The 23,936-nt window shown below is 58.8% G+C and carries 21 protein-coding genes and 1 pseudogene; 13 read left to right on the forward strand and 9 right to left on the reverse strand.

Annotated features, from left to right (window positions below; genetic code table 11):
- Window positions 1–99: 99 nt before the first annotated feature.
- Genes K3169_RS12170 through K3169_RS12205 form a run of 8 tightly spaced genes read right to left on the reverse strand, consistent with a single transcriptional unit; the run spans window position 100 to window position 6,310 of the window.
- Window positions 100–1,011: a metal ABC transporter substrate-binding protein gene (locus K3169_RS12170; protein ID WP_263271712.1), complete on the reverse strand. Its 912-nt coding sequence runs from the start codon at window positions 1,009–1,011 to the stop codon at window positions 100–102.
- Window positions 1,012–1,911, reverse strand: coding sequence for a metal ABC transporter permease (locus K3169_RS12175; protein WP_263271714.1), 900 nt, complete (start codon window positions 1,909–1,911; stop codon window positions 1,012–1,014).
- Complete coding sequence (locus K3169_RS12180; RefSeq protein ID WP_263271715.1) at window positions 1,911–2,675, reverse strand: metal ABC transporter ATP-binding protein; 765 nt, start codon at window positions 2,673–2,675, stop codon at window positions 1,911–1,913. The genes K3169_RS12175 and K3169_RS12180 overlap by 1 nt, the downstream gene beginning before the upstream one ends.
- Window positions 2,672–3,598, reverse strand: coding sequence for a metal ABC transporter substrate-binding protein (locus tag K3169_RS12185; RefSeq protein ID WP_122396131.1), 927 nt, complete (start codon window positions 3,596–3,598; stop codon window positions 2,672–2,674). The genes K3169_RS12180 and K3169_RS12185 overlap by 4 nt, the downstream gene beginning before the upstream one ends.
- A gap of 36 nt (window positions 3,599–3,634) precedes the next feature.
- Window positions 3,635–4,210, reverse strand: coding sequence for a DUF6162 family protein (locus tag K3169_RS12190; protein WP_263271716.1), 576 nt, complete (start codon window positions 4,208–4,210; stop codon window positions 3,635–3,637).
- A complete protein-coding gene (locus K3169_RS12195) occupies window positions 4,207–4,509 on the reverse strand; it encodes a hypothetical protein (RefSeq protein ID WP_099268941.1) in 303 nt (100 codons plus the stop codon). The genes K3169_RS12190 and K3169_RS12195 overlap by 4 nt, the downstream gene beginning before the upstream one ends.
- 47 nt (window positions 4,510–4,556) lie before the next feature.
- On the reverse strand, window positions 4,557–5,099 hold the full coding sequence (locus K3169_RS12200) for a thiamine pyrophosphate-binding protein (RefSeq protein WP_263271718.1): 543 nt from the start codon (window positions 5,097–5,099) through the stop codon (window positions 4,557–4,559).
- The gene (locus tag K3169_RS12205; RefSeq protein ID WP_263271720.1) at window positions 5,096–6,310 is read right to left on the reverse strand and encodes a PepSY-associated TM helix domain-containing protein; all 1,215 of its coding nucleotides are present in this window, start codon (window positions 6,308–6,310) and stop codon (window positions 5,096–5,098) included. The genes K3169_RS12200 and K3169_RS12205 overlap by 4 nt, the downstream gene beginning before the upstream one ends.
- 458 nt (window positions 6,311–6,768) lie before the next feature.
- Here K3169_RS12205 and K3169_RS12210 point away from each other — a divergent pair.
- From K3169_RS12210 to K3169_RS12250, 9 genes and pseudogenes are all read left to right on the forward strand, one after another.
- Window positions 6,769–7,945 (forward strand): annotated as a pseudogene (locus K3169_RS12210) (integrase core domain-containing protein).
- A 974-nt stretch (window positions 7,946–8,919) separates the two neighbouring features.
- A complete protein-coding gene (gene kdpF / locus K3169_RS12215) occupies window positions 8,920–9,009 on the forward strand; it encodes a K(+)-transporting ATPase subunit F (protein ID WP_080237935.1) in 90 nt (29 codons plus the stop codon).
- 13 nt (window positions 9,010–9,022) lie between these two features.
- A complete protein-coding gene (gene kdpA, locus K3169_RS12220) occupies window positions 9,023–10,717 on the forward strand; it encodes a potassium-transporting ATPase subunit KdpA (RefSeq protein ID WP_099268632.1) in 1,695 nt (564 codons plus the stop codon).
- Window positions 10,718–10,733: 16 nt separating this feature from the next.
- Entirely contained in the window at window positions 10,734–12,809 is a 2,076-nt protein-coding gene (kdpB, locus tag K3169_RS12225; RefSeq protein WP_263272275.1) for a potassium-transporting ATPase subunit KdpB, read from the forward strand.
- 121 nt (window positions 12,810–12,930) lie between these two features.
- On the forward strand, window positions 12,931–13,503 hold the full coding sequence (gene kdpC, locus K3169_RS12230) for a potassium-transporting ATPase subunit KdpC (RefSeq protein WP_099268634.1): 573 nt from the start codon (window positions 12,931–12,933) through the stop codon (window positions 13,501–13,503).
- Between the two features lie 9 nt (window positions 13,504–13,512).
- Window positions 13,513–16,173: a sensor histidine kinase gene (locus K3169_RS12235; RefSeq protein ID WP_263271722.1), complete on the forward strand. Its 2,661-nt coding sequence runs from the start codon at window positions 13,513–13,515 to the stop codon at window positions 16,171–16,173.
- Between the two features lie 31 nt (window positions 16,174–16,204).
- On the forward strand, window positions 16,205–16,894 hold the full coding sequence (locus K3169_RS12240; RefSeq protein ID WP_231677381.1) for a response regulator: 690 nt from the start codon (window positions 16,205–16,207) through the stop codon (window positions 16,892–16,894).
- Window positions 16,895–17,000: 106 nt separating this feature from the next.
- On the forward strand, window positions 17,001–17,309 hold the full coding sequence (locus tag K3169_RS12245) for a transposase (protein ID WP_027902288.1): 309 nt from the start codon (window positions 17,001–17,003) through the stop codon (window positions 17,307–17,309).
- 38 nt (window positions 17,310–17,347) lie between these two features.
- Complete coding sequence (locus K3169_RS12250) at window positions 17,348–18,148, forward strand: IS3 family transposase (protein ID WP_231678248.1); 801 nt, start codon at window positions 17,348–17,350, stop codon at window positions 18,146–18,148.
- Window positions 18,149–18,287: 139 nt separating this feature from the next.
- On the opposite strand, the gene K3169_RS12255 is transcribed toward K3169_RS12250, so the two are convergent.
- Window positions 18,288–19,346: a patatin-like phospholipase family protein gene (locus K3169_RS12255; RefSeq protein ID WP_255879717.1), complete on the reverse strand. Its 1,059-nt coding sequence runs from the start codon at window positions 19,344–19,346 to the stop codon at window positions 18,288–18,290.
- Between the two features lie 186 nt (window positions 19,347–19,532).
- Between K3169_RS12255 and K3169_RS12260 the strand changes: the two genes are divergently transcribed.
- The 4 genes from K3169_RS12260 (at window position 19,533) to K3169_RS12275 (ending at window position 23,933) form a co-directional block, all read left to right on the forward strand.
- A complete protein-coding gene (locus K3169_RS12260; protein ID WP_027901763.1) occupies window positions 19,533–19,811 on the forward strand; it encodes a hypothetical protein in 279 nt (92 codons plus the stop codon).
- Between the two features lie 242 nt (window positions 19,812–20,053).
- Entirely contained in the window at window positions 20,054–20,971 is a 918-nt protein-coding gene (locus tag K3169_RS12265; RefSeq protein ID WP_122398353.1) for an AAA family ATPase, read from the forward strand.
- Window positions 20,968–21,924, forward strand: a complete 957-nt coding sequence (locus K3169_RS12270; protein WP_122704697.1) for a DUF58 domain-containing protein — start codon at window positions 20,968–20,970, stop codon at window positions 21,922–21,924. The genes K3169_RS12265 and K3169_RS12270 overlap by 4 nt, the downstream gene beginning before the upstream one ends.
- Window positions 21,921–23,933: a DUF3488 and DUF4129 domain-containing transglutaminase family protein gene (locus K3169_RS12275; RefSeq protein WP_231678229.1), complete on the forward strand. Its 2,013-nt coding sequence runs from the start codon at window positions 21,921–21,923 to the stop codon at window positions 23,931–23,933. The genes K3169_RS12270 and K3169_RS12275 overlap by 4 nt, the downstream gene beginning before the upstream one ends.
- Window positions 23,934–23,936 lie beyond the last annotated feature (3 nt).

Consider the following 23,936-nt stretch of genomic DNA (forward strand, 5'->3'; position numbering starts at 1 on the left):
GCTGCGATCGCGGTAAGTCAGGATAAATACATCGCAGCCTTCGGCAGCTCCTACATAAGACGTACTTCAATCCCTCAAGATTGCAGATACATCGAACCGTTATTTCTTCCCGACCAGCGCCTGCGTCACCTGTCCGATATTGCCCTGCAACTCGGCCAGTGGGTCTTCACCGTCCAGGGCCAGGACCAACAACTTGCTACCTGCCGCGCTGATGGCAGCCTTCACCGGCTCCGGCGGCTGGCGATGATCCAGGACCAATGCCACATCGTTGTCCTTAAGGGTGTCGGTCAGCTTTTTCAGGGCTTCGGGTGTCCATTGATCGTCGGGCAGTATTTGCGTGCCAGCCAGTTCGAGGTTCAGGCCGCTGATCAAGTAGCTCAAATGGTCGGAGAGGCTGACCACGCTGAGGTTGTCGGCGCTGGCCAGGCTCGTTTCGCTATCGGCAGTCAGTTTCAGCAGTTGCTGTTTCAGGGTCGACAGATTGGCTTCGATGCGCGGTTTGGCGGCGGGGGCGAGGCGCACCAGATCGGCAGCCATGACATCCGCCATGCGGCCCATATTGTTGCTGGAAAGCCACGGTTGGCTGTTCAGCCCATCCACGCCCTGGCCCGGCTGCACGGCAATACCCGGCAAGCCGCCGTCCACTGGGCGTGCGGCGTCGATTTCGACGATGCGGATATTGCTGCGTCGTGCATTGGGATACAGCGGATCATCGGCCCAGATCGAACGCAGACCGATCACCGCATCGGCATCCACCGACAATTTACGCAATGCGTCGACACCGCGACCGGTGAAGTACGCCGTCTGGCGTGAGCCAGGCAGGTTGGCTGCTGCGGCGCGTTCGAGTACCACGCCGCTGTCCTTGAGCAGAATCTGCCCCAGGCCAAAGGTGATCGGCAGGCTGGCCAGCACGCGCACAGGTTTCTGATTCTCAGGCGCAGTGGATGCGCCGTGAGCGTTGGCGGCAAAAAGGCCGGTAACAGCGAGTGCCAGGGTCAATTTACGCAACATTTATCCAATATTCCCTTTGAGGCTCGGTACCGTGCCGCGAGCGATGGCGGCCAGGGCGAACGCCATACCGGCGACCAGAATGATCGCCGCGCCGGACGGTACAGGCAGGTCGAAAACGATCGGCAACAGAATGCCGCACAAGGTGCTGACGGTAGCGATGGCCACCGATATCCAGAAGAACCCTTTTAGCGACTGGCTCAGCAGGCGGGCGGCAGCGGCCGGGATCACCAGCAGTGCGCCCACCAGAATTGCGCCGATGACCTTCACTGCGGCGACGGTAATCAGCGTTACCAGAATCACGAACAGGTAATCCAGCGTTTTGACCGCAACGCCGCGCACAGCCGCGAGCTGCGGGTTGAAGCTGGCCAGCATGATCCGGTTGTACAGCGGCAGGCTCAGGCCCATGACCAGTGAACCGACCACCGCCAGCACCAGAATATCGCCGCCATTGACGGTTAGTACCGAGCCGAACAGCACGTTCTCCAGAATATGGATGTTGATCTTGCCTGCCAGAATCAGCAGCAGGCTGGCGCCGAAAGCCAGCGATACCGAGAGGAACACGCCGATCAGCGTATCCGGTGCCAGACCGGTGCGATTACGCAAGTAATTGAGGACGATGCCGAACAATAGGCAATAGCCAAATAGCGCGCCGTAAGGGCTGGTGTACGGTTCACCCAGCAGGATGCCGACGGCAACACCGGTCAGCGCGGCATGGCCCACAGCTTCTGAGAAAAACGCAAAGCGCTTGACCACCACCAGCGTACCCAGACCACCGAGGACCGGACCGATCAGCAACCCGGCCAGCAATGCGTTGACCACGAAGCCGTAGGCCAATGCTTCCGGCAGATAACCGGACGACGCCAACCCTTGAATGAAAAGGCGAAACTGCTCGTAGTCCATCAGGCAGCGCTCCCTTTGTCGGTATCAATAGCGCGAGGATGGGCAGAGAACAGGGTCAGCAGGCGATCCGGGGTCAGTGCGGTGTTTGCCGGTTCGTCGAACAGCACCCGGCGATTCAGGCCGGTGACTTTATCCGCCAGCCTTTTCACCGCTTCCAGATCGTGCTCGATCCAGAGCACAGTGATACCTGCCTTGCGCCAGTCACCCAGCAGACGTTCGAACACTTGAATGCCTGCCTCATCCAGAGCTGACATGGGTTCATCGAGCACCAGCAGTTGTGGCGCCGGGATCAAGCCCTGAGCCAGCAGCACGCGCTGGCGTTCACCACCGGACAAAGCGCCCATGCGTCGCTTGCGTTTATCCTGCATGCCGACTCGCTCCAGCGCCTCACCGATGGCCGCAGCGTAATGTTTCGACAGACCGAGAAACGCCGGACGACGCTGACACATGGCGGCCATGAAATCATCGACGGTGATCGGTAGGCCACGGTCGAATTCCAGCGCCTGGGGCACATAGCCGATGAGTCCCGGCGAACCCGGCCATTGCAGGCTCAACTGGCCCTGATGAGGCATCTGGCCGAGCATGGTCTTGATCAGCGAGCTTTTGCCTCCGCCGTTGGGGCCAACCAGAGCATGAATGCTGCCAGGGCTGACCTTGAAACTCACGCGATCGAGAATCACCGTGCGGCCCAGGGTCAGGCTGACATCGGCGAATTCCACGCCCGGTCCGTTGCCTGTGAGCGTGATCTTTTCAGCCGCGGTCATGCTCCGGACTCCTGAATGGCGCGCACAACGGTATTCAGATTGCCTGCCATTTCCTTCTCATACTTGTCGGCAGTGTATTCACCGTAGGAAATGTGCGAAAGCGGATAGAGCTTTACACCGGATTCGCGCTGGATGGTTTCGACGTAGGTGGACGGAAAGTCCATCTCCGAGAAAATCACCTTCACGTCCAGCTCCCGTAATTGATCGATGGTTTTCTTCAACTGGCTCGGGCTCGGCTCGATGCCGTGAGCGGGCTCGACCACCGCAGTCACTTCCAGACCGAACTCACGCAGCAGGTAGTCGTAAGCGGCATGCACGGTAGCCACCCGTAAATCGGCGTTGGGTGCTTTGGTCAGTTTGGCCAGTGCATCAGCGCGCATCTGGCGCAGGCGTTTGCCGTAGGCGCGGGCGTTGGTGGTGTAGGTTTTGGCGTTGTCGGGGTCAAGCTTGCCCAGCTCCCGGGCAATGTTGTTGACCTGCGCGATGGACGCACTGATGGACAGGAAGGTGTGCGGGTTGACCACTTTGCCGGCGCCCCGAGCAGCCACGCCGGTTGCGGCCAGCAACGGCACGTCGGCGTTGGCTTCGATCACCGGGATATCCGGTTTTTCGCTGGCAGCGATCATGCGGTCGGCGAAATCATCGTGACCTACGCCGTTGAGCACCACCACGTCGAGCGAACCGATGCGCTTGATGTCGTCGGCACGTGGTTCGTAAGCGTGTGGGTTGAAGCCTGCCGGAATCAATGGCACGACCTCGGCCTTGTCACCCACGATATTGGCGACATAGCTGTAATAAGGATGAAGGGTGATACCAATCCGCAAGCGCTTCGCGTCGGCATGGGCCAGTGGAGAGAGGAGGGTCGCCAGTAGGCCGACCAGTACCACGCGCAGCAGTGGGCGGCGTTTCAGAGAAATAGGCATGGGCAAGCAGTCTTCTTTCAAATGAGTGCGAGGGGGTCAGTGTTTGTGCTGGCGAGTCACGCCTGCATCGAACTGGGCGACGACTTGCTTCCAGCCCGAACCGATCAGGGCCTTGTCGCTGACATCGGTAATGTCCTGGCTCAACGAAGGACTGCGATTGATCCAGATTTCAGCTTGAGCATCGTCAGTCGCTCCGATACGCAACAGAAAAGATCCTGCAACGGTGGGGTTCTGGCTCAATCCGAGGTAAGACTTGTCGATCATTCGCCAGGCATGACCACCACGGCTGACCGAACTCGCGTCCTCGACAAACGGGGCGAGACCTTCCTCGCTGAGTTGCTGCGGCGTCACCGGCGTGACTTGCTCGGGGGCCAACAGGCGAATTTCGTCCAGCGTGACGCGCAGGTCGGCATAGATACCTTGTTCGGACGCCGTCAGGTCTCGCCGGGCATCCAGCTCATGGGCTGCCACGCTTTGCACGTCCTGGCGTTCCCCGTGCCAGCCTATGACCGTCCCGGCAACCAGCAGAATGATCAGGCACAACGCCAATACATAAAGTGTTTCGTGACCGGCCCCTGCCGGACGGACGACTTGATGGGTCGGCGTACTCATGGGGCTTCGATATCCGCTTGGTCGATTTCCACCACGTGACCAGGGCCCGCGTCGAACAGGACATAAAACTCGGAAGCGGGTTTTTTGAAGGTGACTGTCGAGTCTTCACCCAGCTTGCCGGGCACCAGAATGGTTTCGTCGTAGCCGATCACGTCGAGGGTCACGCCTGGCGCGCCGCTGCCATCCGAAAAGCCGCCGGTGCAGCGAATCTGTTCGTTATCGATCTGTTTGCACTCGCACATCGGGTTATGGGCCAGCGCATTGCTGCTCAGACCCAGGCCGATCAGGCCCATTGTCATCAAGGGCAGTGCTTTGACACCCAGCCAGCGCAGATAAGGTCTGCCGATCATGGTTTGACTCCTTGTTTTTTCAGCCAGGCGACGGTCGCGGGGGACGCCTGTGATAACGGAATGGACGCCTGATGCATCGAACCGTCCCAGCCTTCCATGGTGATCCACAGGTCAGCGTCGGGGTCGGTGCGTTCAGGAATCTGCATAAAGGCGCTCATGCGATAGGGCGAACCAAAGAAAATCACCCCGGCGGCACGCAGGCTGCGTGGCTTGCCGATGCGCAGATAGGTCGCCTTGACCTTGTTCGCACATTCGGCGCAGAGCGCGGCGTTAAACGTTTTGGTGTAACCGGAGGCACCTTCCAGGCGGGGCGCTTCATCGAAGAACTCCGCCATGCGGATGCTCCACGGACCGACCTGAACCTCACCGATCTCGCGCTGGCCAAGGCCGCTGTCACCGCGGAACAGGGCCATTTCGGTGAAGTACTTGGGCATGAATCCCAACGGGATCAGCACCAGCAAGATGTTTATGTGAAAACGCCATTTGTGCCAGAAACGGACCAGGGTCGACGGTTGTGTTGCCACGGTAGCCTTGCTCACAGGGTGTTCTCCGGAATCCTGGTGGCCACGGGTCCGAGCGTTTGTTGCCGGGGGCTGGCACGTTCGAGTTTTTCACTGCGTTTGATGGCGTTGACGGTGGCCTGAGCAGTACGTTTGGTCCAGATCAGCAGGCCGCTGAGGACCATCATGCTCAGGATCAGCGCGAAGAAGGTCCAGATCAGCTTGATCCAGATACCGCCGAAATCTCCGGTGTGCAGAGGACGCATGGATTCGGTGACGAACTCCAGAGCCGAGCGATCCGACAACAGGTGCGAGGTAGCGATTTCACCGCTATAGGGGTTGATTTCCGCGGTCTGGAACATCAGCGGATACCAACTGCGGCCCGCCACGCTGATGTTGCTGTAGGCGTTGAGCGGCATGCTGATGGAACTGGGTTCAAGGCCGGGAATCTTCTCGCGGGTAATCTCGACGGCCTTATCGAGACTGATCATCGGCGCCGGGCTGCCGTCTGCGGTCAGCGGCACGCTGGCATGGGGAATGACCGAGGCGATGGGCGACTGGCTGGAAATACTGATCTGGTTATCGAACAGGATGGCCTGAATCAGGAACCACATACCCGTGATGGAAATGACAGCAATGAACCAGATCGACCAGATTCCGCTGAGACGGTGGAAGTCACCCCAGAAAATCCGCGCGCCCTGGCTGATGCGCAGGGTGGGTTTGAAAAAGCCCTTCCAGAATTTCTTGTAGACCACCAGGCCGGTCACTAATGAGGCCAACAGCGGAATACTCAACAGCGACACCATGTACCAGCCCCAGGAGAAGCCGTTGGTGAAGGGCACCAGCCACCAGCCATGCAGGGCACGGGTAAACGCCGGGAAGTCGAACGACGGCGCAACCCCCTGAAGCACCCCGGTGTAAGGGTTCGCATATGCGACAACGGCGCGCCCACCTGGATAAGTGGCGCGAACGTTCAAGGCGAAGTAGTCACCATCGGGTTCCGAGATCCTGCCGACTTTTATCTGCGGGTCGTTACGCTCTATGGTCGCTTTGACTGCTTCGAAGCTCAGGCGCGGGGCATCGGCGGACGGCGGGTTTGCGCGCATTTCCGGGTTGACCAGCCACATGATTTCCTTGCTCACCACTGCCAGCGTCCCGGTGAAGCAGACGATCAGGACGAAGAACCAGATGGGCAGGGCCAGCCAGCTGTGGACTAGAAACCAGATTTTTGAACGGGACTTCTTGGACATGGAGTAACGGTCTCGCTTCACGGTGTGGAGCAGCCCGATTATCTTTCGGGCTAGGGGTGTCGATAAAAAGCAGTTATGGCTGTTGCCATCGGGACTGCTGCATATTACTAGGACGGATGAGAATCAAATACTCCCAGTGTTAATTCTCATTACATATTTAAAAGATGTATCTGGATGTGTTTTTTTTGAGTGGGTGCGGATGGTTGGGGATGTGGGTATGACGGCAATTGCGTAGCGGTCAAACGGGCATCTGTACATTAGTGATTTATGTGTACATATCCGTTACCGCGTTCAAGGCTGATATTGGTTGCGCTTTTACAGCGCGTCACTTTTGAAAAGAGCCCAAAAGTAACCAAAAGGCTCTTGCCGGTATGACTCACCCACATGGGTTACAAATCAGTTCACGCACATAGGTAACAGTTTTTAACTGGCAGGGTCGATTTCGCGAGGATCTGACCATGCCCTGGAAAGAGCTGAAACCTATGGACCTTAAAGTGATGTTCATCGCCGACTACCTGTCCCAGAAGCACAGCCTTAGCCAGCTGTGCCGGGACTATGAGGTCAGCCGAAAGACTGGGTATAAGTGGATCAGGCGTTACGAGGCAGAGGGGCCGAGCGGGCTTGATGAACGTAGCCGCTGCCGCCACAACCAGACCTACGTGGTGCCCTTGGCGGTGAAGCAGGCAATCGTTGAGTTTCGCTTAATTGGCGAGACGATCCCCGGTCCGAAAAAGATTCAGAACAGCCTCATGCAGCGTTTTCCAGACCAGGATCCGCCCTCGAAAACGACCATTTACAACATTCTCAAGGCAGCTGATCTGATTACCCCCAAGCCATTGCGCCGACGGGTGGCTGTGTATCCCAAGCCTTTACGCAAGGCAGAAAATCCCAACCAGTTATTCAGTGCTGACTACAAGGGCCAATACCTGACCGGAGCAGGGATTTGGTGTTATCCGCTGACGATCATGGATCATGCCAGCCGGTTTTTGCTGGCTTGCCAGAGCATGAGCAGCACCAATCTCAAGGAAACCCAGCAAACCTTCGAAAGGGTTTTTCGCGAATACGGCCTGCCAGAGCGTATTCGTACTGACAATGGGATTCCGTTTGCCAGCACCAGTCGTGCAGGGCTTTCACAACTGTCGATTTGGTGGATGAGACTTGGAATTATTCCTGAGCGGATCGAGCCTGGTCGCCCAGATCAGAATGGGCGGCATGAGCGTATGCACCGGACGTTGAAAAGTACGTTACCTCACCCGTCGGCAATTGCCTGGGAGGCCCAGCAGCGCCACTTTGATCGCTTCCTGCAGCACTATAATTATGAGCGTGGACATGAGGCGCTTGGCCAGAAAACGCCTGCTGCTTGCTATACGCCTTCAACTCGAATGTACCCAGAAACGCTACCGGAAATGACCTATGCGAGCCATATTGAGAGTTACCTGGCCGACAGTAGCGGAATCATCAATCGGAGGAGGCATGCGGGTTTATGTGGGCAATTTACTTTGTCACCAGACCATCGGAATGGAGATGATCGGTGATGGGGTATGGAATGTAATCTTCGGTCCGGTGATCTTGGGCCACGTGAATGCGAGAGATGCAAAAAACGGTTATGTCTCAATCAAAGTGTCACCTATGTGAATGCACTTTTTTGTAACCCATGTGGTTGATCCGTACATGCCCCAACACTCGGCACCTCGCTGTCGCTCGGTGTACCCGCCCGCAGATCCTGAACCGTGGGCCGCCGCAATGGGCCATCCATGGCCCGGTGCGGCTAACCCGGCGTCCTGCCGGGTTGCCCACGCTTCAGAATCTGCGTTCGGCCAGCGTGATTTAACGGGGCGCCTCAGATCAAAATCAAAAGCGCGGCGGCCTGACAGCCGACCTGATTGTGTGGGTTTGCCGGGCATCTGTAGGAGCTGCCGAAGGCTGCGAAGCGGTGTGTCAGACGATGTCTGTTTTGGCTTTGCTGATGTCTCGCGAACAAGTTCGCTCCTACCCAGACTGTGTGAAAACCTCACGAGCCAATTAGCTGGCTAAAAAACGCTCAAAAAACCGCGCTCCTGCGTGAGTTTGAGGTCTGTGACCCACACAAACTTTTAAAGATTTCACGTGAGCGCGCGCAGTTTGTTTTTGTCTGAGGGTTTTCACACAGTCTGTACCGGTCCGAGGCCATACCACCGCTCTCGCTCTGCTTTTGATCTGCTCTGCTTTTGATTTTGATCTTAAGCGCCCCGTTAAACCACGCCGGCCGGAATTCGACATTGCTGCGTGGGGCAAACCGGCAGGGATGCCGGTTTAGCCGCCTCAGGCCATGGATGGCCGGTGGCGGCGGCCCCACGCAGCAATGTCGGATTACGGGTATGCCGAGCGACAGCGAGGCACCCAGTGGTGGGGCAAGAGCGTTTTGCTTACTTTTGCGCTCCTTTCAAAAGTGAGGCGCTGTAAAAGCGCAACCAATATCAGCCGTTACCACACCAACGGATATACACACAAAAATCGCCATCTTTACGCCATCTTTACGCCGCTCCCCACCCCTCGCTCTCGTTCCTTTACACCCACTCTCACGACAATTACTCCACACACGGCAATCGCCGTAGAGACGGAGTAATTCGATGAGCGCTGTAGACGGGGTATCACTGTTATTGGCCGCAGGGTTGTTCATCTACTTGCTGGTTGCGCTGTTACGCGCTGGCCAGAACTAGGAGCGGAGCCGCCATGCACAGCTATGACTATCTATTGATTCTGGCCTTCCTCGTACTGGTGCTGCTGCCCGCGCCATTGTTAGGGCGTTTCTACTACCGAGTGGTGGAAGGCGAGCGCACCTGGCTGACGCCGGTTCTGCGACCGGTGGAAAACCTCTGCTATCGCCTGTCGGGCGTTGATCCGGCTGTCGAGCAGAACTGGAAAACCTACCTCTGGGCCTTGCTGGCATTCAACCTCGCCGGTTTCGTCCTGCTGTTCGCGATGCTTCTGGGGCAGGGCGCTCTGCCGCTTAACCCGCAACAATTACCGGGCATGGAATGGTCACTCGCGTTCAACACCGCCATGAGCTTCGTCACCAACACCAACTGGCAGGCCTACAGCGGCGAAGCGTCGCTCAGTTACCTGAGCCAGATGGTCGGCCTGACCGTGCAGAACTTCGTCAGCGCCGCGACCGGTATCGCCGTGCTGTTGGTGCTCTGCCGTGGCATCAGCCGTCGCTCGACACAGAACCTCGGTAACTTCTGGACCGACATGACCCGCGTCACGCTTTATGGCTTGCTGCCATTGTGCATCGTGCTGGCGTTGTTGCTGGTCTGGCAGGGCGTGCCGCAAAGCTTCGCTCACTACATTGATGCGCTGACCCTGCAAGGCGCTGATCAAAGCCTGCCCATGGGTCCGGCTGCCAGCCAGATCGCGATCAAGCAACTGGGCACCAACGGTGGCGGCTTCTTCGGTGTCAACTCGGCGCACCCGTTCGAGAACCCGACCGCGTGGAGCAACCTGTTTCAGCTGGCGTCGATTCTGTTGATCCCGGCGGCTCTTGTATTCACCTTCGGCCATTACGTTAAAGACATGCGTCAGAGCCGGGCAATCATGGCCTGCATGCTGACCTTGCTGATCATTGGCGGTGCGGTGTCGATGTGGGCCGAATATCAGCCTAATCCGACACTGAATGTCGCCAATGTGGAACAGACCGCTCCGCTGGAAGGCAAGGAAAGTCGTTTCGGTACCACCGGCACCGTGTTGTGGGCGACCGCAACTACGGCCGCGTCCAACGGTTCTGTGAATGGCATGCATGACAGCCTCAACCCGCTGAGCGGGATGGTGGCGCTGGCCAACATGATGGTCGGCGAAGTGATCTTCGGTGGTGTCGGTGTTGGTCTGAACGGCATGCTGCTCAACGTGCTGATCGCCGTGTTTCTCGCCGGATTGATGATCGGCCGTACCCCCGAATACCTCGGTAAAAAACTGCAGGCCAATGAGGTCAAGTTGCTGGTGGCTACGTTGCTGGTGATGCCGGTCGGCGTATTGGTGCTGGGTGCCATCGCGGCAAGTTTGCCTGCCTCGATAGCGTCGGTCAGTAATCCCGGCCCGCACGGTTTCAGCCAGTTGCTGTACGCCTACACCTCGGCGACGGCCAATAACGGCTCGGCATTTGGTGGCTTCAGCGCCAACACTGTGTTCCATAACCTGATGCTCAGCCTCGCGATGTTCATCGGCCGCTTCGGCTACATCCTGCCGGTGCTGGCACTGGCTGGCAGCCTGGCGATGAAGAAGAGCGCGCCACTGGGCCTGAACAGCTTCCCGACCCACGGCCCGCTGTTTGTCACCCTGCTGACCATGACGATCCTGATTGTCGGCGGCCTCACGTTCCTGCCGACCCTGGCACTGGGACCGATTGCCGAACATTTGAGTCTGGGTTTCTGAGGAGCCGACCATGAATATGCCTATCGCTAAACCCGCATCGCCCGAACCAAAGCCTGTGCAAGCACAGCCAGCCCCCGAGACGGTGAAAACCGGTTTCTCCGCCTTGTGGCGCCCGGCGCTGATTCAGGCGTTCGTCAAACTGAACCCTCGGCAGTTGGCACGCTCGCCCGTCATGCTGGTGGTGGAACTGACCGCGATCCTTACCACCGTGCTGTGCCTGATCCCCGATCCGGCTGTTTCCACTGGCGTAGCGGTACAAATCGCGTTGTGGTTGTGGTTCACCGTGCTGTTCGCCAACTTCGCCGAAGCCTTGGCAGAAGGTCGTGGCAAGGCGCGAGCCGACAGCCTCAAAGCGGGCAGTGAAGGCCTGAAAGCGCGCCGTCGTGATGAGTCGGGGCGTTTCAGCGAAGTCAACGCCAACGCCCTGCGTAAAGGCGACGTGGTGCGAGTCGAGGCCGGGGAAATAATTCCCGGCGATGGCGAGGTCATCGAAGGTATTGCTGCGGTCAACGAAGCGGCGATTACCGGTGAGTCCGCGCCAGTGATTCGTGAGTCGGGTGGTGATCGCTCGGCGGTTACCGGCAATACCCGGCTGGTCTCGGACTGGTTGCTGGTGCGCATCAGCAGCAACCCTGGCGAATCCACGCTGGACCGCATGATTGCTCTGGTGGAAGGCGCCAAACGGCAGAAAACCCCCAACGAAGTGGCGCTGGATATCCTGCTGATCGGCCTGACGCTGATCTTCCTGCTGGTCGTGGTAACCCTGCAACCGTTCGCCCATTTTGCGGGCGGGAGCTTGCCTCTGGTGTTTCTGGTGGCGCTGCTGGTGACATTGATTCCGACGACGATTGGCGGCTTGCTGTCGGCCATCGGTATTGCCGGGATGGACCGTCTGGTGCGCCTTAACGTAATCGCCAAATCCGGGCGTGCCGTGGAGGCGGCGGGGGACGTGCATGTGCTGCTGCTGGACAAGACCGGCACCATCACCTTCGGTAACCGTCGTTGCAGTGCGCTCTATGCCGCGCCAGGCGTCACCCCGAAAGAACTCAGCGAAGCCGCGCTGCTGGCTTCCTTGGCCGACGACACGGCGGAAGGTAAATCCATCGTCGAGTACCTACGCAATCTGCACCCGATGGTTGAGCCAAAACCTGCCGACGTTACCGGTGTGCCGTTCAGCGCTGAAACCCGTTTGTCTGGCGTGGACTATCAGAACCGTGTGTATCGCAAAGGCGCAGTGGATTCGCTGCTGGCTTTTGTCGACATGCAACGCAGTGATTTGCCCGCGTCGCTGGCCCGGGAAATCGACGGCATCGCCAAGACTGGCGGTACGCCGCTGCTGGTGTGTGTCGACAAGAAATTGATCGGCGCAATTCACCTCAAGGACGTGGTCAAGCCAGGCATCCGTGAACGCTTTGCCGAGCTGCGCAAGCTGGGCATTCGTACTGTGATGGTGACCGGAGACAATCCGCTGACCGCTGCGGCGATTGCCGCTGAAGCCGGGGTTGATGATGTGCTGGCTGAAGCTACCCCAGAGAAGAAGCTTGAGCGTATTCGTGCCGAGCAGAACGACGGCCGTCTGGTGGCGATGTGTGGTGACGGTGCCAACGACGCTCCGGCGCTGGCTCAAGCCGACGTCGGCATGGCCATGAATGACGGCACGCAAGCTGCCCGGGAAGCGGCCAACATGGTCGACCTCGACAGCGACCCGACCAAATTGCTGGACGTGGTGCAGATCGGCAAGGAGTTGCTGGTGACCCGCGGTGCGCTGACGACTTTTTCCATTGCCAACGATATTGCCAAGTACTTCGCGATATTGCCTGCGTTGTTCGCCGCGATTTATCCGCAACTGGGCGTGCTGAACATCATGCAACTGGCCAGCCCGCAGAGCGCGATCCTTTCGGCCATCGTTTTCAACGCCTTGATCATCGTGGTGCTGATCCCGCTGGCCCTGCGCGGTGTGCGTGTTCAGGCGGCCAATGCTGCGCAGTTGCTGCGTCGTAACCTGCTGATCTACGGGCTGGGCGGGATTGTCGTGCCGTTCGTGGGGATCAAGTTGATTGACATGATTCTGGTTGGCTTGGGGTTGGTTTAACTGAAGGAAAACTGACCTGTGGGAGCTGGGCTTGCCCGCGATTATTTGTGAACCCGATCGCGAGCAAGCTCTGCTCCCACGAGAGGTTGCATTTCAAATTCGATTCATGAGGATTCTCACCATGTCCACCATCATCCGTCCCGCCCTGAGTCTTCTGGTCTTGATGACCCTCATCACCGGCGTCGCTTATCCCTTGGTCGTGACCGGCGTTGCTCAGGTCGCTTTCCCTGATCAGGCCAATGGCAGCCTGATTCATGATGCCGACGGCAAGGTTCGCGGCTCGCAGCTTATCGCCCAGTCCTTCACGGGAGACGAGTGGTTCCACTCGCGTCCTTCTGCAGGCGCTTTCGCCACGGTCGCCAGTGGTGCCAGCAACCTTTCCCCGAGCAATCCGGCGCTCGCTGCGCGGATCAGCGAAGACGCTGCGAAAGAAGTCGTGCCAGGTCAGGGCCCGGTGCCGCTGGCGCTGCTGACGACTTCCGGCAGCGGTCTTGATCCGCACCTTTCACCCGAGGCCGTTGCATACCAGACTGCAAGGGTTGCTGCTGCGCGCAAGCTGCCTCTGGAGAAAGTCCAGGGTTTGATCGAGGCCAATACCTCGCGGCCGTTGATTGGCCCGCCAGTGGTTAACGTTTTGAACTTGAATCGCAGCCTGAATGAGTTAACGTCTGCGCAACAACAAGCACAGCTTTGAGTGAGCAATATGAGTGATTCCGGCCGTGCCGATGCGTTACTAGCCGAGATGCCCGGAGACGGGCGCGGTCGGCTCAAGGTGTTCCTCGGCGCTGCGCCGGGTGTGGGCAAGACCTACGCCATGTTGCAGGCTGCTCACACTCAATTGCGCCAGGGCGTGGCGCTGATCGCTGGGGTCGTCGAAACCCACGGCCGGGCCGAGACCGAAGCGCTGCTGAGCGGTTTGCCGCAGCAGCCCCTGGTTCGCTCGGAATATCGCGGTGTGACCCTGGAAGAAATGGACCTCGACGGTCTGCTCAGGCTCAAGCCAAAACTGGTGCTGGTCGACGAACTGGCGCACAGCAATGCTCCTGGCAGTCGCCATGCCAAACGCTGGCAGGACATTCAGGAGCTGTTGGCCGCTGGCATCGACGTGTACACCACGGTCAACGTCCAGCATCTGGAAAGCCTAAACGATCAGGTGCGGGGCATCACCGGCGTGCAGGTTCGTGAAACCTTGCCGGACTGGGTGTTGCAGGAAGCCTATGAACTGGTGCTGATCGACCTGCCGCCACGGGAGCTGCTGGAGCGTCTGCGCGACGGCAAGGTGTACGTGCCGGAGCAGGCGCGCGCGGCTATCGACGCTTTCTTCACTCAGACCAACCTGACCGCCTTGCGTGAGCTGGCGATGCAGACCGCTGCGGCCCAGGTCGACGACGATCTGGCTCAGGGATATCGCCAGCTAGGGCAGGCTGCACCGGCCGTTCGCGGTCGCCTGTTGGTTGCCGTCGATGGCGATGCGCACGCCGATCGTCTGGTACGTCACGCCAGCCGTGTCGCTCAACGGCGGCATCTGCCGTGGAGCCTGGTGCATGTCGACAATGGTCGGCCGTTCGATGAGCAAAATCGCGCTCGCCTGCAGAGTGCGCAGCAACTGGCCGAGCGGCTGGGCGGTGAAGTGGTGCTGTTGCGGGCCGGGGAAGTGGCGAGGACCTTGATCCAACATGCGGGTGAGCGTCGCGCCAGTGTCTTGCTGGTCGGCCAGTCACAGCCGCGACTGCGCCGTCGTTGGTTGGGCGGCGGGGTGGCGGAACGACTGCTGCGCGAAGCCCATGGGCTGGAAATCAGTGTGCTGGACAGCGAGCCGTTGCCCGATCAACCCCGGGTGCGTTCTTCGCATCCTGCCCGTTGGCAGGACTATCTGCTGGCGGTGGTTGCCACGGTATTGGCCAGTGCTCTGGCCTGGGTGGTGTCCAGCGCGCTGGATCTACCGAATATTTCGCTGGTGTTTCTGGCCGCCGTGCTGCTGGTCGCCGTGCGGACCAGCATGGGACCGGCGCTGGCCTGTTCGATTCTGTCGTTTCTGGCTTATGACTTTTTGTTCATAACACCGAGCTTTTCCCTGAGTATCCAGCGCGAAGAAGACGTGCTGACCTTACTCTTTTTCCTGCTGATGTCTGCGTTGACCGGCAACCTCGCGGCTCGTCAGCGTCGACAGATGCAGGCCCTGCGCGAAACACAGGAAGAAACCAGTGAGTTGCTCGATCTTTCGCGCAAGCTGACTGCGGCCACCGATAGGCAAGCAGTGATCAGTGCTGCCGGGCAGCATTTGAGCGGCTGGCAGGAGCTGGAAATTTGCTTGCTTGACCGTGATGGCCCCAATGGCTGGAAGGTGCAGAGTGGTATCGCTCAGCTTTCCGAGCCTGAACGCGCTGCGGCCGACTGGGCCTGGCAACATGATCAGCCTGCTGGTCATGGCACCGGCACGCTGCCGTCCAGTCGCTGGTGGTGGTACCCCTTGTCAGGCGAAGATGGGCCGTTGGCGTTGCTGGGGGTCAGTGCGCGTACGGGGCAGGATTTCACTGCGCAGCGACGTCGGTTATTGATTGCGCTGAGCCAGCCGCTGGCTCAGGCACTGGCCCGTGCGCAACTGGCGGATGACTTGGAAGCGGCGCGTTTACATGGTGAAACTGAACAGCTGCGCAGCGCATTGCTGGCGTCTGTGTCCCATGATCTACGCACGCCGCTGACCGCCATGCGCGGCAGCATCGACAGTCTATTGGCACTGGGCGAAGCCATTCCCCTTGAAGATCGGCGGGAACTGCTCGAAGGCACTCGCGACGAAGCCGAGCGTCTGGATCGCTACATTCAGAACCTGCTGGACATGACTCGCCTTGGTCACGGCGCGCTGAAACTGGCGCGGGACTGGGTCTCGCCGGGTGATATCGTCGGCAGTGCGCTGAACCGGCTGCGTGCGGTGATGGCGCCGCTGCAAGTCCAGACCTTGCTGCCCGGCGAACTGCCGCTGCTCTACGTGCACGCCGCGTTGATCGAGCAGGCATTGGTCAACGTGCTGGAAAACGCGGCGCGCTTTTCGCCCGTGAATGGGCGGCTTGAACTGGAAGCCGGGGCCATCGATGGCGAGTTGTTTTTCGCCGTCAGTGATGAAGGACCGGGCATCCCGGAAGAAGAGCGGGCAAAGATTTTCGACATGTTTTATACCGCTGCACGAGGTGATCGCGGTGGGCAGGGCACGGGGTTGGGGTTAGCCATCTGTCAGGGCATGGTAGGCGCGCATGGTGGCCGGATCACTGTTGGTCAGGGGATTGATGGCCATGGCACATGCATCACTTTATATTTGCCGTTGCAGGCCCAGCCTCAAGGCGAAAGCGAAGCGGAACTGCTGTCTTGATTCCGTTTTACGTTAAAGAATAAGGGTGATCATGAGTCAGACCGCAACCATTCTGGTGATCGATGATGAGCCGCAGATTCGCAAGTTTCTGCGCATTAGCCTCGCATCCCAGGGTTACAAGGTGCTGGAGGCCGGGACCGGAGCTGAAGGCCTGAATCAGGCCGCGCTGAACAAACCCGACTTACTGGTGCTGGACCTGGGCTTGCCGGACATGGATGGCCAGCAAGTGCTACGCGATTTTCGCGAGTGGTCCAGCGTGCCGGTGCTGGTGCTTTCGGTGCGGGCCAGCGAAGCACAGAAGGTCGAGGCGCTGGATGGTGGTGCCAATGACTACGTGACCAAACCGTTCGGTATTCAGGAATTTCTGGCTCGTATTCGCGCCTTGTTGCGTCAGGCTCCCTCGGGCGAACAGCAGGGCGCGGCATTGGTGTTCGGTCCGCTCACAGTGGATCTGGCGTATCGCCGGGTGCTGCTGGATGGAGTAGAAGTGGCCTTGACCCGCAAGGAGTACGCGGTGTTGGCCCAACTGGCGCGACATCCGGGACGGGTCATCACCCAGCAGCAACTGCTCAAGGATATATGGGGCCCGACCCACACCGAAGACAGCCATTACCTGCGAATTGTGGTCGGTCACCTGCGCCAGAAGCTGGCGGATGACCCAACTGCACCGAGGTTTATCGTGACAGAGGCGGGTGTGGGGTACCGGTTGCGGGAGGCTTGAGCTCCTTTTTGTGACTGAATGCATACTTGTGGGAGCAGAGCTGAACTGGCTTAATGATCCCGGACACCTCTTAAGGGCGATATGATTCGCCCAATCAGGAGGTTCCATGCAAGAGCGAAAGACCTACACCCGCGAGTTCAAGCAACGTGCTGCGAGCATGGTTCTTGATGACAACTGCTCAGTTCCCGATGTCTGTGCATCGATGGAGGTTGGCCGTACGGCTCTGCGCCGCTGGGTTGATCAGGTTCGTAAAGAGCGTCAGAAAGGGCAGCCAGTAGCAGGTACCAAGGCAATCAGCGACGAACAGCGAGAGCTTCAACAGCTGCGAGCCAAGGTCAAGCGCTTGGAAACTGAAGCTGAAATATTAAAAAAGGCTACGGCTCTCTTGATGTCGGATCCCGATCGTTTTTCCTGATCGAGGAGCTGAGGGAGTCGAGTTCATATCCGACCAGCTTGCTTTGCAGTGTGATGGGCGTTTCCCGCAGCGCGTTCTATGACTGGATTAAGCGACGTTCAGCGCCGATAGCCAACCGTGACGCGCTCAGAGCGAAAGTCGTGCAATTGCATGTTGAAAGCCGGGGAAGTGCAGGCGCGCGGATGATCTCTCAGCACTTGAAGGCCCAGCATATCCAGGTCGGAAGGTATTTGGCTGGAAAGCTGATGGCGGAGGCAAATCTGGCCAGCAGGCAGCGCCGCCGCCATCAGTACCGCTCCAGAGGCGTCGAAGCATTTGTGGCCAAGAACCTGCTCGAACGTAACTTCGAGCCAACCGCAATCAATCAGGTCTGGTGCGGCGACGTCACCAGCCTGATGGTTGGGAAGCGCTGGTATCACTTGGCAGTAGTTATTGACCTGTTCGCCCGCAGAGTCGTGGGCTGGGGGTTTTCTCTGATCAATGACGCCAACCTGGTTAGCAAGGCGCTGAGAATGGCGGTGGAGGTTCGAGGCAAACATGCAGGCTTGATGTTCCATTCAGATCAAGGCTGCCAATACACCAGCCAGCGCTTTCAGTCCGAGCTACTGGAGCATGGGATAACGCAAAGCATGAGCCGCAGGGGGCAGTGCTGGGACAACGCACCAACAGAGCGTTTCTTCGGAACGCTCAAATCAGAGTGGGTGCCCGCCAAGGGCTACACGACAGTTGAAGAAGCCAGGCAGGATATGACCAGCTTCTTCATGCGCTACAACAGAATCAGACTCCACAGCTACAACAACTACTTGTCGCCAATAGCTATGGAGCAGCAGGCGGCTTGATCACCGTAATCGGTGTCCGGAAAAACTTGACCAGAACAAGCTTGCTCGCGATAAAGCCAGACGCGATTCACTTTAGAACGCATCCAGCCTATCGCGAGCAAGCTCTGCTCCCACAGGATATGAGTCATCCAATGGGGCCTCAACTGCCACTTCGATGCTCCGCCTCATACCGATCCAGCGTATCACTGGCGATTTCCCGGCCCAGAGCGATGAGTTCCGGTGCCTTATAAAACTCGAAAAAACGGCACACGCGTTTTGGCACATTGATCAGGATATCCGGCGGATACCCGGCGATCTTGTACTGCGCCAGCGAGGTTTGCATCACTTCGAAGCTCTGGTTGATCAGGTCCAGCAGTGACGCCGGGCCGACGTTGTCGATGATCACTGATCCTGTGGCGGACTTTGGCGCGCTCTCGCCTTGAGGGGCAGCAGCGGGTTGCTGACCTTGAGGGTCGGCAGATTCCAGCCACGGATTGTCGATCGTCGCCGCGCTGGCCTTGGGGCTGTTCTGCGGCAGGTGCAACACCTCGTTGCCAGCGGCGTCCAGTTTGCGACGGAACGGCAGGCGCGAACCCAGTGAACTGATCATGTGATCGAAGCGCCGTTTCACCGCAGGCGGACGCTCGATCACCGGTAATTGATAATGCCCTTGGGTGGTCGAGTTGAGATTGACCGCGACGATCAGGTCGCAATGGCTGGACACCACCGGCACGATGGGCAGCGGATTGAGCAGGCCACCATCTACCAGCATGCGATTACCCTGCATCACTGGCGTGAACAGGCTGGGGATTGCCGCCGAGGCTCGCATGGCCTGATGCAGACAGCCTTCCTGAAACCAGATTTCCTGCTGATGGGTCAGGTCGGTCGCCACGGCGGTGTAGGGGATGCGTAGGTCTTCAATGTTGATTTCGCCGACGATCTCGCGGATCTGGCCGAATACTTTCTCGCCCCGAATAGCACCGAGGCGGAAACTGACGTCCACCAGACGCAGCACATCCAGATAGTCCAGGCTCTCAATCCATTCCCGGTATTGCCTGAGTTTCCCTGCCGCATAGACACCGCCAACCACTGCGCCCATGGAGCAACCCGCAATGCAGGCTATCTCGTAACCGCGGCGCTCCAGCTCCTCAATGACACCGATATGCGCATAACCCCGAGCGCCTCCAGAACCGAGCACCAGTGCTATACGTTTTTTCATGAACGACCTCCGAATCAGATTGATCCACCATACCCTTGAATCGGGCTATTTTTATCGTTCATTTGCGCGATGTGAAGGCTCTGATTCAGCAAAAAAACAGTTACCCTTGCGGCCCCGGTGATGGCACTTTCAGCAAGTGACACCGTCAAAGCTGCACCATTGATATTTCTTCTTGAGGTAACACCGATGAAAGCCTGGATTGTCCTGCCCTTGTTTGCTCTGGTTCTCACTGGTTGCGCGGGTAAAACCGGTTATCGCGAAAGTTGCGGGACGCAGCTTGATTCAGCCTGGAAGGAACTTGATCTGGCCAAGGCTGAAGGCTTCGCCGGCACTGTCAGCTACTCCAAGGCCTTGTCCTTGCTGACCGGCGCCAAGACCCAGCAACAATTCGAAGCCTTCGAAGGTTGCACCGAGAAAGCCGAAAAAGCCCGCTTCTATATTCGCGAATCCCGCGCTGGCAGGTAAGTAGAGGAGGCCGCCTGTGGGAGCGGTGCTTGCCCGCGATACATGAGACGCGGCCAGAAGGCATACCGCGTTATCGTTTATCGCGCGCAATCGCCGCTCCCACAATTGTTTTTGAGGCAACATTCCCATCCCTTCCGTACCAATTTCCTCTTCTCTCTGGCGAAAACACCTACGCTAACTTTATTGTGACTGCACAGCAGTCCTGTTTTTAGCCATAGGCAGTCGCCTGGAGAGTGTTTTCGATGGGCAGAAAACTCGATGAGTGCCTCAACGCCATTAATGAGGTGGTGTTAGGCAAGGAGCCGCAAGTCCGGTTGGCAATGACCTGCCTGCTCGGTGGCGGCCATTTGTTGATCGAAGATTTGCCCGGTATGGGCAAAACCACCCTCAGCCATACCCTGGCCAAGGTACTGGGCCTCAGCTTCCAGCGGATTCAGTTCACTTCGGACTTGTTGCCGGGTGACATTCTTGGCACCTCGGTGTTTGATCGGGAAACCGGACAGTTCACCTTTCACCCAGGGCCGATTTTCGCTGAGCTGGTACTGGCCGACGAAATCAATCGCGCCACGCCCAAGAGCCAGAGCGCCTTGCTTGAAGCCATGGAAGAGGGGCAGGTCACTATCGAAGGCGCGACGCGTCTTCTGCCGGATCCATTCTTTGTCATCGCCACCCAGAATCCCTTCAGCCAGGGCGGCACTTTCGCGTTGCCCGAGTCGCAACTGGACCGCTTCCTGATGCGTCTTTCTCTGGGATATCCCGCACGCTCTGCCGAGAAAGCCCTGTTGCTGGGCGAATCACGACGGGACTTGTTACCCCGTTTACAGCCGCTGCTTAATCACGCCGAGCTGGGTACGTTGCAGGCGCAGGCCCGGCAAGTGCGGGTCAGCGATGCGCTGGTGGATTATGTCTTGCGGCTGGTGGACGCAACCCGCGCCCAGCCACAGTTCGCTTATGGATTGTCGCCACGGGCGAGTCTGGCGATTCTCAGTGCCGCTCGGGCCTGGGCTTTGCTGGCCGGACGCGAGTATGTGATCCCCGAAGACGTGCAGGCGATCTTGCCCTCGGTGGTCGGCCATCGTCTTCGTGAGCGGACCGATCCCACCGGGCATGGCGGCGGGGCATTGGTCCAATGGCTGCTGCGTGAGGTGCCGGCGCTTTGATCGAACAGTTCAAACCGTTCTGGCAGCGCTGGCTGGCGCGACGTATACCCCCAGCGTCGCGGGTCAAACTCGACCACCGGCGCATTTTCATTCTGCCCACCCGCACGGGTGGCAGTTTCGCGTTTGTGCTGTTTTTGATGTTGCTGGTGGCGATCAATTATCAAAATAGCCTGGCGTATGGTCTGACGTTCCTGCTGCTGTCGATGGCTATTCTGGGGATTCTGCACACCTACCGAAACTTGAGTGGTCTGGTGATTAGCGCAGGCACGGCGCGGCCGGTGTTTGTCGGTGAAACCGTGCATCTGAGCCTGCGCCTGGAGAGTGATCATCACGCTCATCAGGCGATCTCGCTGGGCTGGGACGCCGAGCAGTTGCAGCAGGTCGATATTGCTTCCCAGGCGCGGATCGAGGTTGAACTGAGCTTGCCTGCGCATAATCGCGGCTGGCTGCGGGCGCCAAGGCTGCGGGTTGAAAGCGTCTTTCCGTTAAGCATTCTGCGCACCTGGAGCTGGCTGGATCTGGAGCAGACTGCGCTGATTTACCCTCGGCCGGTGGCGGGTGCAATGCCACTGCTAAAGGGCGTTCAACCTCATGCCGAAGATCACGGCGTGGCCACTCAGGGCCCCGGCGTGGATGACTATCAGGGCTTGCGCACTTATCAGCCCGGTGACAATCGGCGACGCCTGCACTGGAAGGCATATTCAAGGGGCCAAGGGCTGCTGCTCAAAGACTTCACTGATCTGAGTGGCCAGGACTTGTGCCTGGATTTCATGGCCTTGGGCGGTGATATCGAAGAGCGGCTGTCGCGTCTGTGCTACTGGGTGGTGATTCTGTCCCAGCGTCAGCAACCGTTTGCCTTGCGTTTGCCGGGTTATCTGTCGGCCGTGGACAGTGGCAATCTGCATCGTGAAACCTGCCTTCGGGCACTGGCGCTTTATGGCGTGCGGCAATGAGCGCCGTTGCGTCCGGCCTGAGCCTGCCGATTCCGCGTACCAGTCTGCTCTGGCTGCTATTGGCACAAGCGCTGGTCATCGTGCCGTTTATTCAGCACATTCCTGGAACCATCATCATTTTGTGGCTGGCCTGCATGCTGTGGCGCGTGCAGATCTTCCGCATGCGTGCTCGCCATCCCGGTGCATGGATAAAAGGCGGGCTGCTGGTGGGCACGGCGGGCGGGGTGTATCTGGCCCGTGGCAGCCTGGTCGGGCTGGAGGCGGGCGCTGCGCTGTTAGTCGCGGCTTTTGTGCTGAAAATGCTCGAGATGCAGAGTCGGCGTGATGCATTGGTATTGATCTTTCTCGGCTTCTTTTGCATCACGGTCGGCTACTTGTTCGAGGACAACCTGCTGTGGGCGGCGTTCACCTTGTTACCCGTCAGCACATTATTGGCGGCGTTGATCGGCTTGCAGTCATCCAGTCATTCCAGCAGTCAGTCCGGCAGCCTCAAGCTGGCGCTCAAATTGCTGGTGCAGGCGGTGCCGCTGATGCTTCTGCTGTTCCTGTTCTTCCCGCGTCTGGAGCCGCTCTGGTCATTGCCGCAGCCGAGTAATAAAGGCCAGACGGGGCTTTCCGACAACATGGCGCCGGGGGACATGGCTGAGTTGAGCAAGTCAGCGGCGTTGGTATTTCGCGCCAGTTTTGACGGCCCGATTCCGGCTCGTAATCAGTTGTATTGGCGCTCCCTGACCCTTGAACAATTTGACGGGCGACGCTGGTCGCAGTCGCCACGCGCGCAAACCGTGCAGATGCCGCAATGGCAGAAACGTGGTGATTCCCTGAGTTACAGCATCGTCATGGAGCCCAGCGGCCGACCCTGGTTATCGAGCCTGGACGTAGCCGAAAGCAATCTGGGTGATGTGCGCCAGATGAACGATTTCCGCTTGCAGAGACGTCGGCCGGTGGAGCAGTCGTTGCTCTACAACGTCATCTCCTGGCCGGACGCGACCCGTGAGGCGCAACTCAGCGAGAACATTCAGCGACAGGACCTGCAATTACCCGCCAAGGGCAACCCTCAGGCGCGGCAGTGGGCCAGCGATCTGTTGCGCCGTCATCCACAGCCCGATGAGCTGGTGCAGACGATGCTCGATTACTTTGCCCGCGAGCCTTATCACTACACCCTCAAACCACCGACGCTGGGACCAGACAGCATTGATGACTTCCTGTTTGAAAGCCGCCGTGGTTTTTGCGCGCATTACGCAGGGGCGATGACTTTCGTGTTGCGTGCGGCGGGTATTCCGGCGCGGGTGGTGGCCGGTTATCAGGGCGGCGAACTCAACCCGGACGGCCAGTACCTGACGGTACGCCAGTTTGATGCTCACGCCTGGGTTGAGTACTGGCAGCCCGGTGTTGGCTGGCGCAGCGTCGATCCCACCGCCGCTGTGGCGCCGCAACGTATAGAACAAGGACTGGAGCAGGCGTTGGCGGCGGACGAGGCGTTTCTAGCGGACTCGCCCATGTCGGCGCTGCGCTATCGCCATGTACCGTGGCTCAATTCGCTGCGCCTCAGCTGGGATAATCTCAATTACGGCTGGCAGCGGTGGGTGCTTGGCTATCAGGGGCAAGAGCAGTTGCGGGTGCTGAATCGCTGGTTCTCCGGCCTGGAGGCTCCGGCGTTCATCGTGGGTCTGTGCGTGTTTATGGGGTTGATCGCGTTATGGGTGTTCAAACCCTGGCAGCGCGAAAGTGATTCGCAACTTCGCCTGTTCGGCGCGTTCGAAAGACTGCTGGCACGTCATGGCCTGCGGCGTTTGCCGGGGGAGGGCGCCGAGGAGTTCTCGCGTCGTGCTGCGCTGGTATTGCCGGGGCATGCCGACGCAATTGTCGCCTTCGCCCTAGAGTTTCAGGCTCAGCGTTATGCGGGTAGCTCGTCTTCACCGGCCGAACTGCGGCGGCGTTTGAAGCAATTACGGCGTCGTTTGCCATGGCGTTTATCGCCAGTCAAAGAAACCCACGATTCACGATAAGGA

It is taken from the genome of Pseudomonas phytophila, assembly GCF_025643095.1.
Taxonomy (GTDB): domain Bacteria; phylum Pseudomonadota; class Gammaproteobacteria; order Pseudomonadales; family Pseudomonadaceae; genus Aquipseudomonas; species Aquipseudomonas quasicaspiana.